General features: G+C 62.9%; 14 protein-coding genes. 6 read left to right on the top strand and 8 right to left on the bottom strand.

Annotation, left to right across the window (positions count from 1 at the left end):
- Positions 1-302 precede the first annotated feature (302 nt).
- Genes E7813_RS21050 through E7813_RS21040 form a run of 3 tightly spaced genes read right to left on the bottom strand, consistent with a single transcriptional unit; the run spans position 303 to position 3,909 of the window.
- Positions 303-1,073 carry an exodeoxyribonuclease III gene (locus tag E7813_RS21050; RefSeq protein ID WP_291577145.1) on the bottom strand — a complete coding sequence of 257 codons (771 nt, stop codon included), beginning with the start codon at positions 1,071-1,073 and terminating at the stop codon, positions 303-305.
- Positions 1,074-1,122: 49 nt separating this feature from the next.
- Positions 1,123-2,358 carry an alanine racemase gene (alr, locus tag E7813_RS21045; protein ID WP_291577143.1) on the bottom strand — a complete coding sequence of 412 codons (1,236 nt, stop codon included), beginning with the start codon at positions 2,356-2,358 and terminating at the stop codon, positions 1,123-1,125.
- A 48-nt stretch (positions 2,359-2,406) separates the two neighbouring features.
- Complete coding sequence (locus E7813_RS21040; protein WP_291577140.1) at positions 2,407-3,909, bottom strand: replicative DNA helicase; 1,503 nt, start codon at positions 3,907-3,909, stop codon at positions 2,407-2,409.
- 304 nt (positions 3,910-4,213) lie between these two features.
- Here E7813_RS21040 and E7813_RS21035 point away from each other — a divergent pair, with 304 nt between their 5' ends.
- Complete coding sequence (locus tag E7813_RS21035) at positions 4,214-4,420, top strand: transcriptional regulator (RefSeq protein WP_291577139.1); 207 nt, start codon at positions 4,214-4,216, stop codon at positions 4,418-4,420.
- Between the two features lie 17 nt (positions 4,421-4,437).
- Here E7813_RS21035 and E7813_RS21030 read toward each other — a convergent pair whose 3' ends face one another.
- The gene (locus E7813_RS21030; protein ID WP_291577138.1) at positions 4,438-5,688 is read right to left on the bottom strand and encodes a cyclopropane-fatty-acyl-phospholipid synthase family protein; all 1,251 of its coding nucleotides are present in this window, start codon (positions 5,686-5,688) and stop codon (positions 4,438-4,440) included.
- 263 nt (positions 5,689-5,951) lie between these two features.
- Here E7813_RS21030 and E7813_RS21025 point away from each other — a divergent pair, with 263 nt between their 5' ends.
- Positions 5,952-6,896, top strand: a complete 945-nt coding sequence (locus tag E7813_RS21025) for a hypothetical protein (RefSeq protein WP_291577137.1) — start codon at positions 5,952-5,954, stop codon at positions 6,894-6,896.
- 89 nt (positions 6,897-6,985) lie between these two features.
- On the opposite strand, the gene rplI is transcribed toward E7813_RS21025, so the two are convergent.
- The 4 genes from rplI to rpsF all read right to left on the bottom strand — a co-directional run bounded on the left by rplI (position 6,986) and on the right by rpsF (position 9,532).
- Positions 6,986-7,588 carry a 50S ribosomal protein L9 gene (rplI, locus tag E7813_RS21020; RefSeq protein WP_291577136.1) on the bottom strand — a complete coding sequence of 201 codons (603 nt, stop codon included), beginning with the start codon at positions 7,586-7,588 and terminating at the stop codon, positions 6,986-6,988.
- 44 nt (positions 7,589-7,632) lie between these two features.
- The gene (locus E7813_RS21015; protein ID WP_291577135.1) at positions 7,633-8,607 is read right to left on the bottom strand and encodes a DUF2232 domain-containing protein; all 975 of its coding nucleotides are present in this window, start codon (positions 8,605-8,607) and stop codon (positions 7,633-7,635) included.
- A 179-nt stretch (positions 8,608-8,786) separates the two neighbouring features.
- Positions 8,787-9,026, bottom strand: a complete 240-nt coding sequence (gene rpsR / locus E7813_RS21010) for a 30S ribosomal protein S18 (RefSeq protein WP_002711478.1) — start codon at positions 9,024-9,026, stop codon at positions 8,787-8,789.
- Between the two features lie 5 nt (positions 9,027-9,031).
- A complete protein-coding gene (gene rpsF, locus E7813_RS21005) occupies positions 9,032-9,532 on the bottom strand; it encodes a 30S ribosomal protein S6 (RefSeq protein ID WP_291577134.1) in 501 nt (166 codons plus the stop codon).
- Between the two features lie 347 nt (positions 9,533-9,879).
- Here rpsF and fabD point away from each other — a divergent pair, with 347 nt between their 5' ends.
- From fabD to fabF, 4 genes are all read left to right on the top strand, one after another.
- Positions 9,880-10,839: an ACP S-malonyltransferase gene (gene fabD, locus E7813_RS21000; RefSeq protein ID WP_291577133.1), complete on the top strand. Its 960-nt coding sequence runs from the start codon at positions 9,880-9,882 to the stop codon at positions 10,837-10,839.
- Positions 10,840-10,854: 15 nt separating this feature from the next.
- Positions 10,855-11,592, top strand: a complete 738-nt coding sequence (gene fabG / locus E7813_RS20995; protein ID WP_291577132.1) for a 3-oxoacyl-[acyl-carrier-protein] reductase — start codon at positions 10,855-10,857, stop codon at positions 11,590-11,592.
- 302 nt (positions 11,593-11,894) lie between these two features.
- A complete protein-coding gene (locus tag E7813_RS20990) occupies positions 11,895-12,134 on the top strand; it encodes an acyl carrier protein (protein ID WP_006610957.1) in 240 nt (79 codons plus the stop codon).
- Positions 12,135-12,231: 97 nt separating this feature from the next.
- Positions 12,232-13,374 (top strand): beta-ketoacyl-ACP synthase II (gene fabF, locus E7813_RS20985; protein WP_291577131.1); only part of this gene is annotated, 1,143 nt, incomplete at its 3' end.

Here is a 13,374-nt window from a genome sequence, read left to right as displayed (position 1 = left end):
TCGGAGGGTGAGGAGATTTCTGGCAAAACTTCGCGCAATCATGCGGCGAGAATGCGAAACTGTATCTGCAAATACGCACTCGTCATGCCCGAACTTGATCCGGGCACCGTTGGGCTGTCTTAAATTCAGATCGACCAATCATGCGTCGTCCCTGCGAACGCAGGGACCCATAACCACAGGACGTGGGGTTGGGCGAAGGTCGTTGAACACTGCCTTCCACAACAAACGACACGGCGTATGGGTTCCTGCTTCCGCAGGAACGACGGTGTGAGAGTGGGAGACGACGTTGCGACGAGAGGCAACTACTTCAACACGATCCACGCCGGGGCATGATCGCTGGCGCCGTCTTCGCCGCGGATCTTGCGGTCGACACCGGCCTTGAGCAGGCGCGGTGCAAGCGCAGGGCTCAGCAAGAGATGATCGAGCCGCAATCCGGCATCGCGCGGCCAGCGGTTTCGCTTGTAATCCCAGAAGGTGTACATCGGCTTCGATAGATGGAGGCCGCGGACCGCATCCGTCCAGCCCTGCGCCATCAGCGAGGCGAACGCGGCGCGGCTCTTTGGCTGGATCAACGCATCCTTGTCCCAGGATTTCGTCGGATAAATATCGATCGCCGCCGGGGCGACGTTGTAGTCGCCCGCCAGCACCACCGGAATGTCCTGCTTGAGGAATTTCGCGGCGTGGCGTTGCAGCCGCTTGAACCAGGCGAGCTTGAAGTCGAATTTCGGTCCGGGCTGCGGATTGCCGTTCGGCAGATAGAGACTGGTGACGATGATGCCGCGCACGGCGGCTTCGATGTAGCGCGCTTCCTTGTCGCTGGGATCGCCCGGCAATTCGGTCCGGATCAGCACCGGATCGGCGTTGCGCGCCAGGATGGCGACGCCGTTCCAGGTCTTCTGGCCGCGCCACACCGCGCCGTAGCCGGCCTTCTCGACGGCAGAGACCGGAAAGTCGGCGTCGGCCGATTTCAGCTCCTGCAGGCAGACCACGTCGGGCCTGGTCTGACGCAGCCATCGCAGCAGGTTCGGCAGCCGCCGGTTGATATTGTTGATGTTGAAGGTGGCGACCTTCACGGAGAAACTGGCGATGGTCGCAGCTCTCATGACCGATTCTTGCACCGCGCTAGCCGGCGGCAGTGGCGGGGCTGGCTGTTTCGGGTGCGGCCTCGCCGCTCTTGTAGATCCGCGCGTAACGCGAGCCGAGGCTGGTCATGACTTCATAGCCGATAGTGCCGAAATGGTGCGCGAGCTCGTCGACGGTGATGCCTTCGCCGATCAGCGTCGCCATGTGGCCGCGCCTTGCGGCGTTCTTTTCCAGATCGGTGACATCGACCGCGATCAGGTCCATCGAAACCCGGCCCGCGATCGGGCAGCGCTTGCCGGCGATCACGACCTCGGCGCCGCGGGTGCCGTCATTGCTGCTGCCGGCGCGGAAATATCCGTCGGCATAGCCGGCCGAGACGATGGCGAGCCTGGTCGGCCGCCGCGCGGTCCAGGTACCGCCATAGCCGACGCTCTCGCCCTTCTCGACATTGCGGATCTGCACGATGCGGGCCTTCAGCTCAACCACGCTTTGCATCGGGTTGTCGGCTTCCGGCGTGGGATTGATGCCGTACAGTGCCGCGCCCGGCCGCACCAGGTCGAACTGGAACTGGGACCCAAGGAAAATGCCGGAGGAATTCGACAGCGATGCCGGCACGCCGGAAAAAAGACTGGCGATGTCGCGGAAGGCTGCAAGCTGCCTGGCGTTGAGCGGGTGATTGAGGCTTTCGGCGCAGGCCAAGTGACTCATGACCAGCGTGATGCCGTGATCGCCGGCATTGATCCGGGGAATGATGCCTTGCGCCTCCCCAAGCGTAAGGCCGAGCCGGTTCATGCCGGTGTCGATATGAATGGCGGCTCCGCCCGCCCAGCCGGAACGCCGGCAAAATACGTCCCATTCGGCGAGTTCATTGAGATCGCCGATCACGGGCTTGCAATCGATCTTGGCGAATGCCTCGCCGCAATTCTGAAAGAAACCATCGAGCACGTAGATGGTCGCGGCCGCTAGCAGGATCGCGCGCGCCGCGCGCGCTTCATCGAGGGTGGCGACGAAAAACGTCTTGCAGCCGGCGGCTGCGAGCGCGCGGGCGACCGCATCGGCCCCGCAGCCATAGGCGTCGGCCTTGATCACGCCGGCGCATTCGGCAGGCACGGCCGATTTCTCCAGCTTGCGCCAGTTGGCGACGATGGCGTCGAGGTCGATGGTGAGGACGCCGTTGGCGGCGGCGGTAGCCGCGGCCAGCGCCGCCGCCTGGTTCACCTCGGAGGACAGCAAGCCGCCGGCGGTGATCGATTTGGGGTCGGAGACGATGTTCATACCATACTTTACGCGCGAGGCGGCGGCGGTTCAACCGGGCGAGGGGCCTCAGTAAGATCGCTCCGGCAGGTGGTTGTCCTGCGTGAGATCGCCGAACCGTGTCAGGCTGGCTTCGAACTGCAGCTCGACGGTGCCGGTCGGACCATGGCGCTGCTTGCCGATGATGACTTCGGCCTTGCCATGCACCAGCGACATGTCCAATTGCCATTTCTCGTATTCCGGCGTGCCGGCGCGGGGTTCCTTATTGGCCAGATAATATTCCTCGCGGAACACGAACATCACGACGTCGGCGTCCTGTTCGATCGAGCCGGATTCGCGCAAGTCCGACAATTGCGGGCGCTTGTCGTCGCGGCTCTCGACCTGGCGCGACAATTGCGACAGCGCCAGAATGGGGACGTTGAGCTCCTTGGCGAGCGCCTTGAGGCTGGTGGTGATCTCGGTGACTTCCTGAACGCGGTTGTCGTTGCCACGCTTGCCGGAGCCCTGCAGCAGTTGAATATAGTCGACCACCAGCAGGTCGAGACCCTTCTGCCGCTTCAGCCGGCGCGCGCGCGCGGTCAGTTGCGAAATCGACAGGCCGCCGGTTTCGTCGACATAGAACGGCAGCGACTGCAGTTCGATCGAATAATCGCGGATTTTTTCGAAATCGAGCTCGGTGATGCCGCCGCGGCGGATGGTACTCGACGGAATCCCGGTGCGTTCGGCGATGATACGGGTGGCGAGCTGTTCGGCGGACATTTCGCAGGAGAAGAAGCCGACAATGCCGCCGTTGACCGACTTCATGGTGCCGTCGGCCTGAACCTCGGCGCGATGCGCCTTGGCCACGTTGTAGGCGATGTTGGTGGCAAGCGCGGTCTTGCCCATGCCGGGACGCCCGGCGATGATCACGAGGTCGGAAGGCTGCAGGCCGCCCATCTTGATGTCGAGATCGCGCAGGCCGGTGGCGATGCCCGACAGCTTGCCGTCGCGCTGGAACGCTTTCGCCGCCATGTCGACGGCGACGGTGAGGGCCTGTGCGAAACGCTGGAACCCGCCGTCGTAGCGGCCGGACTCGGCAAGTTCATAAAGCCGGCGCTCGGCATCCTCGATCTGCGCGCGCGGCGCAAAATCCACCGGCGCATCGAAGGCGACATTGACCATATCCTCGCCGATCCGGATCAGATCGCGGCGCAGCGCCAGTTCGTAGATCGTCCGCCCGTAATCATGGGCGTTGATGATGGTGGTGGCCTCGGCGGCGAGCCGGGCGAGGTATTGGCCGACCGTCATGCCGCCGATGTCGGTGTCGGCGGGGACGAAGGTCTTGAGCGTCACCGGGGTGGCGACCTTGCCCATCCGGATCAGGCTGCCGGCGGTCTCGAAGATCGTTTGATGGATCGGCTCGAAGAAGTGTTTCGGCTCGAGAAAATCCGACACCCGGTAAAACGCGTCGTTGTTGACCAGTATCGCACCCAGCACGCTCTGTTCGGCCTCGATATTGTGCGGTGCGCTCCGATAGGTCGGGGTTGCCGCGTCGGGTGCGAGTTTCAGAACGTTCGAATCAAGGATGGCCATGGTCTGGATTGGCTCTTCGGATTTTGTCGGATGCGGGGCGCGATAGAGCGCCACTCCCGCCCGGAACGGAAGCAGGAACGCGCCTTATGCCCGATTCACACAATACAGGGTGGGAATCCCCACCAGACCGCGCATTGGCGCTTGACGGACTTTACCCGCGATTCCGGGCGAGCCCCCGGGAAAAATCCGGAAAACTTCGGGCGCAGACTGAACCTTTCGCGGTGTCGAAATACTACCCAGGAGGGGAACGGTTTGGCGGCCTCCGGGTTGGTAACCACGGATCGGTTTCAGGCAAGGACAGGCGATGGGCCAGCAACTTCAATCATGGCGATCGGCGGACGGCCAAAGAATGTGGCTGTCGATGCTGGTCGACGCTATGGAAGAGGCTTCCCGGGCGGATCTTCGCGGGCAACCCTGCCATCCATCGATACTGATCGCGCTGGAGGCCCAGTTGGCGCGTCCGGCGTCGCCGTATTTTTACGGCGCCTCCCGTTTCAGCCTGCGAAACTAAACTTTAGTTCAAAGGGTCTATTCGCCGGCGATTTGCAGCCGCGGCCGCCTGCCGCGCTCGATTCCGCGCAGTTTCGCTTCCTCGTTCATGATGTAGTCCCGCGTCATCGGCACGATGTCTTGGCGCTTGGTGAGCTGGATCTGGAAATTCATCAGGCCCTGCTTGCGGAACGACATTTCCGAGCATGCCAGGTAAAATTCCCACATCCGCGCGAAGCGCTCGTCGTAGAGCCGTACCGCTTCCTCCCGCCGCGCCATGAACCGCTCGCGCCAGGCCTTCAGCGTTTCAGCATAGTGCAGCCGCAGGATTTCGATATCGCACACCAAAAGCCCGGCGCGCTCGATGGCGGGCATCACTTCGGAAAGGGCCGGGATGTAGCCGCCGGGGAAAATGTACTTCGCGATCCAGGGATTGGTGACGTCGGGGCCGTTCGAGCGGCCGATCGAATGCAGCACCATGACGCCGTCATCGGTGAGAAGCTCGCCGCAGCGCCTGAAGTAGGTTTCATAGAAGTCGACGCCGACATGCTCGAACATGCCGACCGATACGATGCGGTCGAAGGGACCGGGAATATCGCGATAGTCTTCCAGCAGGAATCTCGCCGATCGCGTCAGGTTTTTTTCGCCGGCGCGGGCGTTCGACACCTGCAGTTGTTCGGTCGACAGCGTGACGCCGGTGACGTCGGCGCCGGTCATTTCGGCCAGGTACAGGCCAAGGCCTCCCCAGCCGGAGCCGATATCGAGCACGCGTGCGCCCGGCTGGATCAACAGCTTGGCGGCGAGATGCCGCTTTTTGGCAAGCTGGGCATCGTCGAGCGTCTGGTCCGGCGTTTCGAAATAAGCGCAACTGTATTGTTTGTCGGCATCGAGGAAGAGGGAATAAAGACGCCCGTCGAGATCGTAGTGGCGGGCGACGTTGTCTCTCGATCGGCTGGGCGGGTTGAACTGCTGGGCATGTCTGACCAGATAACGCAGCCACCATTGCAGCTTGGCCCAGCGCGGCAATATTTCGGGCTGCTCCATCAGGATCGCCAGCGCGTCGGCAATCGAGCCTTCCTCGACGACGAACGTGCCATCCATATAGACCTCGCCAAGGGCGAGTTCGGGGTCCAAAAGAACCCGGCGTTCGGCGTCGGTGGTCAGGAAACGGACGGCGACCGGTTTGCCGGTGCCGTCACCGCAGCTAAATCTTGTTCCGCTCGCGGTCGTGAACGTCATCGCGCCGCGGCGAATGAACTGATTCAGGAAATAACGCAGCAAACGATCCATCGAAACCACCAATCGAGCGATCTCGTCGCACTCGACGCATATGGGGGCGGTATGGTTCCCCCAGCGCCGCAATCAGATCATAATCATGACGGCCGGCGGGCGCTAGTGCCTTGTCCGCAAAGCGGATATCCCGAAATATCGCGTTCACGCAGTTGCGTGATATGTCCGCTTCCATTCGCGGGATAATCGGCTAAAAGGTGACCGCCGCAACCAGTGTCAGGTTGGAGACACAGGAAGCGATTTCCCTATCTGGAGAACCAGGAATGTTGAGCCGAGCGCTCAGTTTAGCGACGGTGACGCTTCTGATCGGCGGTCTCGCGGCGGGCCCCGCATATTCGCAAGCGACAAATCTCGAAGCCGGCAAGAGCCCTTCGCAGATTTTCGCAGGCACCTGCACCGCCTGCCACAAGGGCCCGCGCGGCCTCCTGAAAACCGTGCCGGCCGGCTCGCTGCCGAACTTCCTGCGTCAGCATTACACCACCAGCAGCGAAATGGCCTCGCTGCTCAGCGCCTTCCTGATCTCAAACGGCGCGACCGACACGCGCTATGGCGCCGGCCAGGCCAAGCAGGCCAAGGATGCCAAATCGGAGGGCAAGCCCGGTGGTCCGGAACAGGTCGACCGGCAGGGCCGCAAGCTGCATCCCGGTGTCCCGCCACAGGAGGCTGCCAAGCCCGAGGAACGCCCGCAACAGGCCGCAAGGCCCGATGCCGAAGAGCAAGGCGTAACCGGACGTCCTGGCCGCAAATCGGCTGCCGGGCTGAAGCTGGGCAAGAGGGGCAAGCCGGGTGGTGAAGAGCCGCCCAAGGCGGATACGGCAAAGACCGAGCCTTCGGCGGGCGAACCGGTCAATGAAGAAAAGCCGAAAGGCGAAGCCGCCAGGGAAGAGGACAGCAAGCCCGGCGAGACCAAGCCCGAGACCGCCAAATCCGAGACCGCCAAATCGGACGCCGCCAAGATCGATGCGCCGAAAGCGCCGGGCAGCGGCGAGACCCCGGTATTGCGGGCCGATCCGGTTCCCCCCGTTACACCGGCTCCGGCGTCTACCCCGGCAGCCACCGCTGCGGTTTCCAGCGGCCCGACCGAGCCCGCGACGCCTGCGCCGTCGGTTCCCGTGGCACCACCGCCGCCTCCCGCGGTGACGGCGTCGGCACCACCACCGGCGCCCATCACGCCGGCAGGACCGCCTGCACCGCCGATCTCCCGATAGGGTTCGGCGAAAGCGCTACGGCAGGACTGCCGAGCCCGGCCTGAGGGGCCGGGCTTGCACAGTTCAATCCGATCGCAACAGGGCCTGGGTTACTTTTCGGGAGCGGCTTCTTGCTTCGGCTCCAGATCGTCGCGCCGGGCTTCCGGATCGAAGAATTCGCCGGCGGCGGCGAGCGCTTCGGCGGCGGCGTCCTGATCTTCCTGGCGGGTGGAGATATCCTCGCCGCGATTGATGCGTTCGGCCTCATCGGCGCTTCGCGCGACCGTCACGGTGACGCCTACCTCGACTTCCGGATGCACGGCGATGGCAATCGTGTGCTTGCCGATGGTCTTGATCGGTGCGTCCAGCATGACCTGGCTGCGGCTGATGGCGACGCCGTCGCTCTCGAACGATGCGATGATGTCGCGAACCGTCACCGACCCGAACAACTGGCCGGTTTCGGAGGCCTGGCGCAGCACCACGACATTGCGGCCGTCGATCTTCTCCGCGACGGTAGAAGCTTCGGCCTTGGCCTTCAGGTTGCGGGCTTCGAGGTCGGCCTTCATGCCCTCGAACTTCGCGCGATTGTCCGAGGTGGCGCGCAACGCCTTGCCTCGCTTCAACAGAAAATTGCGGGCAAATCCGTCCTTGACGCGGACGACTTCGCCCATCTGGCCGAGCTTGGCGACGCGTTCCAGCAAAATGACTTCCATATTCGTTTCTCCTTTAAGTGATGTGAATTGAGAGTAGGCTGAGTTCAGGACACGGGAAGGGGCGGTGGTCTTCCTCGCAGATAGCGCTGGCGCAATCCGAAGACGGTGTCGGCAATTCCAAGGACCATCACCGCAAGAACCGGCCAACTGAAAACCATCACGATGACGTAGGCGCAGGTCAGCCACAGCAAGCGGCTTTTCAACGCCTGCGTCAGCGTATGCAGCACGGCAAAGCCGACCAGCGCGTAAGCCATCATCAAGGCCGCCGATACGATCAACATCAGGATCGCAAACAGTCCGCCTGTAAAACCGAGACCGATGGCGAGACACAGCGCTGCGAGGGTGATGGGCGGCAGCGACACGCTTTTCAGGTCGGGCCACGGGCGGTGCAACCGGCCCGATGTCGCCGTGATTTTTGCGGCGAGCCAAAGGTTCAGCGTCAGCGTCATCGTGGCGAAGATCGCAGCGGCAGCCGGCGCAATCTTCACCACCGCATCGATCCATTGTTCGGCCTCGCCGGCCAAGGCGGGATCGCTCAAGCCCAGGATTCGAAGCAGGCCCTGCCGCAATACGCCGTGGATAGCAGCCTCATCGGCGCCGAGCGTGAGCAGGGCCGCCATTGTGGTCAGTACGGCAAAACCGGCGATCCAGAGCAGAATGCGTCCGACCGGATACCATTCAAGGGTTGGCGCGACCGGCGAAGCGCCGTTACCTGACGAAACCGCGCTGGTCGCGGGCCGGCCCAGCAGCGCGAGATGACCGAGCCACCAGGCCGGCAGCGCGACCGCGACGACAAAGGACAGGCAGTAGGGAAGGCCGAAGACCATGCCGAGGCCGATTGCGGCGGCGATGCCGCCAATGGTTGCGCAGAGTGGTCCCCAGCCGAGGGCGGCCACCATCAACGGCAGCGGCGCCAGATAGAGCAGCAGCAACGAGATCAGCGAGCCCGAGACGATCGAGGCGAACATGAAGGCCGACGCGCAGCCGGCTGCCAACGCAATGAGAAAAACCGCTATCATCAGCTGTCCCGCTCCTTTCGAGCGGTTAGAGGTTTTGTGAACCCCAACCATCGGCAACCGGACGACCCGGAAGCCTTATGAGTTTTTTGACCGGCGGTGTTATCGCCGCCGATCGAGGAGCTTTTAGTCGAGCATGATTTTATCCGGAAAAGCGCTGTCCACTTTTCCGGATCATGCTGTTATCGGATCACGTAAGGCAGCAGACCGAGGAAACGCGAGCGCTTGATGGCGCGCGCGAGTTCACGCTGCTTCTTGGCGGAGACGGCGGTGATGCGGCTCGGCACGATCTTGCCGCGCTCGGATACGTAACGCATCAGCAACTTGGAGTCCTTGTAATCGATCTTCGGCGCATTCGGACCCGTGAACGGACAGGTCTTGCGGCGGCGGAAAAACGGACGGCGTGCACCAGCTTCGGCCATGATTGTTACTCCTCTACCGCTACGATTGCGTCATCGTCACGCGGGCGGCGCGGGCCGCGGTCGCCACGGAAGCCGCCGCCATCGCGGTCGCCGCCCCGGAAACCACCTTCGCGATCGCCCCGGAATCCGCCATCGCGGTCGCCGCGGAAACCGCCGCCCCGGTCGTCGCGGTCGCGATCGCGATCGGCCTTGCGCATCATCGCCGAGGGACCTTCCTCGTGCTCATCGACGCGAACGGTGAGATAACGGATCACGTCTTCGCTGATCCGCTCCTGCCGCTCGACCTCGGCCACCGCAGCCGAGGGGCCGTCGATGTTCAGCAGCACGAAATAGGCCTTGCGGTTCTTGCTCATGCGGTAGGTGAGGGAACGCAGGCCCCAGTTTTCCATCTTGACGACCTTGCCGCCGAGCTGCTCGACGATGCCGGTCATCTGGGTGGTCAATTCGTCGACCTGTTGGGTGCTCGCATCCTGACGCGCGAGAAAAACATGCTCATAAAGAGGCATGAGAGTCCTTTCCAGTGTTGGCGCGGTTCCTGGCGGCAAGCCCTTCGAACCCTTTGGAAAGGACTCGATATGCTCAGAAGGCGGAAGCACGGGACGACGGACCGACTGGCCCTGTCGCATCAAAATCGCCCAAAAGGTGAAATTGCTGAGACCGTCCGTTCAGCTCCCGGCCGGGATCCACGGATGGCGCGGTTTATAAGGATTTTGAGCGCGATGGCAAGGGAAAGCGACCCCAATCCGGCCTGCCGCGCCGGATCGCCGGGAACCGCCCGGCCGCTTGACACAACCGGCTCCCGCAGTGTCTTTCGGCCCGACTTTAGCCATTTCAGGGGCGTTCAGGGCCAATCATGACGGCAGCATTTACTTTTCCGGGGCAGGGTTCCCAAGCGGTGGGTATGGGCAAGGGGCTGGCGGAGGCTTTTCCGGCCGCCCGCGCCGTATTCGAGGAGGTCGATGCGGCGCTCGGCGAAAAGCTGACCGCCATCATCTGGGAGGGCCCGGCCGAAACCCTGCAGCTCACGGAAAACGCCCAACCGGCCTTGATGGCGGTCTCGATCGCCACCTTGCGCGTGCTGGAGACGGAGGCCGGCTTTTCGGTGGTGCGGGATGCCGCGTTCGTGGCCGGACATTCGCTTGGCGAATATTCCGCGCTCGCTGCTGCCGGCAGCCTCAGCATTAGCGACACTGCGCGCCTGCTGCGCACCCGCGGGCTTGCCATGCAGAAGGCGGTTCCCGTCGGGGTGGGCGCAATGGCCGCCTTGTTGGGTCTCGATTATGAGGCCGCGGTGGCGGTCGCCGATGAGGCTGCCCAGGGTCAGGTTTGCCAGGCTGCCAACGACAATGGCGGCGGCCAGGTCGTGGTCTCCGGCGACAAGGCCGCCGTCGAGCGCGCGCTTGAGATCGCCAAAACCAAAGGAGCCAAGCGCGCCATGCTGCTGCCGGTGTCGGCGCCGTTCCATTGCCGGCTGATGCAGCCCGCCGCCGACGTGATGGCCAAGGCGCTAGCAGCAGTGACCATCAACAAACCGACGGTACCGCTGGTATCCAACGTGTTAGCCGCGCCGATCACCGATCCCGACGAGATCCGCCGCCGCCTGATCGAGCAGGTCACGGGGACCGTGCGCTGGCGCGAGTCGGTGGCTTATATGGCCAACCACGGGGTCACGCGGTTTTTCGAAATTGGCGCCGGCAAGGTGCTAAGCGGGCTGGTCAAACGTATCGCCGACGGCGCGGTTGGCATTTCCGTCGGGGGGCCGAACGATATTGCCTCGGCAAAAGACGCGCTCGCCGCCGCAAAGGCGGCCTGAGCGAGGGAGACGATGATGTTCGATCTGACTGGCAAGACGGCGCTTGTCACCGGCGCGACCGGCGGAATTGGGGGTGCCATAGCGCAAGCCTTGCACGCACAGGGCGCGACGGTGGCCATTTCCGGGACGCGGCGAGAGGTGCTCGATAGGCTCGCCAGCCAGCTCGGCGAACGGGTTCATGTGCTGCCCTGCAATCTCTCCGACGCTGCGCAGGTCGAGGCGCTGGTCCCTGCGGCCGAACAAGCCATGGGACAGGTCGATATTCTCATCGCCAATGCCGGCATCACCCGGGACAACCTGTTCGTGCAACTGCGAGACGAGGATTGGGACGAGGTTATCCGGGTCAATCTGACGGCGACCTTCCGCCTGGCCCGGGCGGCGACCAGGCTGATGATGCGCAAGCGGTTCGGCCGCATCATTGCCATCACCTCGGTGGTCGGCCTCACCGGCAATCCAGGCCAAGGCAATTACACTGCGTCGAAGGCCGGACTGATCGGCATGATCAAGACGCTGGGCGCGGAATACGCCAAGCGCAACGTGACCGCCAATTGCATCGCCCCCGGCTTTATCGCGACCCCGATGACGGACGCGCTCAACGAGAAACAGCGCGAAGCCATCCTTGCGAAAGTTCCGGCAGCCAGGCTTGGAAAGCCTGAAGATATTGCTGCGGCGGCGGTGTATCTCAGTTCGAATGAAGCGGCCTATGTCACCGGACAGACGATTCACGTCAATGGCGGCATGGCCATGTTTTGAGCCGGTTGGCGGCCGGTTTTTTGATGAGCCGAAAGGCCGTTGCGGCCGGCGATTGAGGCTTGTAGTCAAGGCTTGGGAAGTATGATAACCGAACCACCAACGGATGGGCAAAGAACGCCATTGCAGGATTTTGAAACCCTGTATATTGGGCGGTGGGGAGCCTGCCGTCGTTCGCTGGGCCCTTTGTCGGCCATGACGGGGCCAATCAAGACTATACGCGATTACTAGGGAAGTTTTAACGACCACGATGGCTCGTATCTTTTTGGGGTCGGGTCGGATGGAAAAAGCACGAGGTTGAACCGATGAGTGAGATTGGCGAGCGGGTTAAGAAGATCGTGGTCGAACACCTTGGTGTCGAACCCGAAAAAGTGGTCGATAATGCGAGTTTCATTGACGACCTCGGCGCCGACAGCCTCGATACCGTCGAGCTCGTGATGGCGTTTGAAGAAGAATTCGGTTGCGAAATCCCCGACGACGCCGCGGAGACGATTTTGACCGTCGGCGACGCCACAAAATTTCTCGAAAAGAACGCGAAGAGCTGACTCCCTCGCGCGGTATTGACGGAACCGGACGGGCCGCGTTCAAGCGGTCTGCCGGCTTGTCGTCGTGGACCGCGAGACCTGGGCTGGAGTGCTGGATATGAGGCGGGTTGTCGTCACGGGCCTCGGCATGGTGTCGCCACTTGGTTGCGGCGTCGAACCGACCTGGAAGCGCATCCTCAACAGCGAGAGCGGCGCCAAAAAGATCGATACATTTGACGTATCCGACCTGACTAGCCGGATCGCCTGCCTGATTCCGCGCGGTGACGGCACCGACGGCACCTTCAATCCCGATCAGTGGATGGAACCGAAGGATCAGCGCAAGGTCGACGACTTCATCGTTTTCGCGATGTGCGCGGCCCGCCAGGCGCTCGATGACGCCGGTTGGCACCCGTCTACCGAAGAAGACCGTTGTGCCACCGGCACCATGATCGGCTCGGGCATCGGCGGTCTGTCCGGCATTGCCGATACTGCGCTGCTGCTCAAGGAGCGCGGACCGCGCAAAGTATCGCCATTCTTCATTCCGGGACGCCTGATCAATCTTGCTTCGGGTTATGTTTCGATCGAGCACGGCCTTAAGGGTCCCAACCATGCGGTCGTGACCGCCTGTTCAACCGGCGCACACGCCATCGGCGACGCAAGCCGGCTGATCGCGCTCGGCGATGCCGACGTGATGGTGGCCGGTGGAACCGAATCACCGATCTGCCGGCTGTCGATGGCCGGATTTTGTTCGGCGCGGGCGCTATCGACCGCCTTCAACGACACTCCGGAGAAGGCGTCGCGTCCCTATGACCGCGACCGCGACGGTTTTGTGATGGGCGAGGGCGCCGGCATCGTGGTGCTGGAGGAATACGAACATGCAAAAAAGCGCGGCGCGAAAATCCATGCCGAGGTGATCGGCTACGGTCTTTCCGGCGACGCCTATCACATCACCGCGCCGTCGCCGGATGGCGATGGCGCCTTCCGCAGCATGAGCGCTGCCATGAAGCGGGCGGGAATCGGTTCTTCCGATATCGACTATATCAACGCGCATGGAACCTCGACCCAGGTCGGCGACGAAATCGAGCTCGGTGCGGTCGAACGGCTGCTCGGCAACACCGCTTCCAAGGTGTCGATGTCGTCGACCAAATCGTCGACCGGGCATCTGCTCGGCGCGGCCGGAGCGGTGGAGGCGATTTTCAGCATTCTGGCGATTCGCGATAACATCGCCCCGCCGACCATCAATCTTGACAATCCGTCGGTG

The organism is Bradyrhizobium sp., assembly GCF_004799405.1.
Classification (GTDB): domain Bacteria; phylum Pseudomonadota; class Alphaproteobacteria; order Rhizobiales; family Xanthobacteraceae; genus Bradyrhizobium.
The sequence above is the reverse complement of the archived record's forward strand: the minus strand, read 5'-3'. Positions and strand labels throughout refer to the sequence as shown.